Below are 331 nucleotides of genomic sequence, written 5' to 3'. Positions count from 1 at the left end.
GTCTTGATATGGCGAGTAATAATAAACTTACAGGATTAAAAGAAGAAATAATCGCGCTTACAAAAGACAAGAATGAAAGTCTTTCAAGGAAAGCAAAAAGAACCGCGGAGAATCTTGGCATAGAAATCCCGAGTAATTAATTATGAGCGAAAAAATAATAAAAGAAATAATTTTTAAGTGTATTAAAGAAACTCCGTGCGAAATAAGTTTTTGTTATAACGAGCCAATGAAAGATCACACAACTTTTAAAGTTGGAGGTTCTGTTGATTGCTTGCTGTCTCCAAAAGGTGAAGGCTTTAAATATTTTTGTTTAAATATATTAAATACTTGC

General features: G+C 31.1%; 1 pseudogene. It reads left to right on the top strand.

Annotated features, from left to right (window positions below):
• Positions 1–142 precede the first annotated feature (142 nt).
• A pseudogene (locus ACYVTD_RS18605) lies at positions 143–331 on the top strand (hypothetical protein); the annotation flags it as partial.

The sequence above is a fragment of the Treponema sp. R6D11 genome (assembly GCF_054786075.1).
This window is presented reverse-complemented; position numbering and strand designations above follow the sequence as displayed.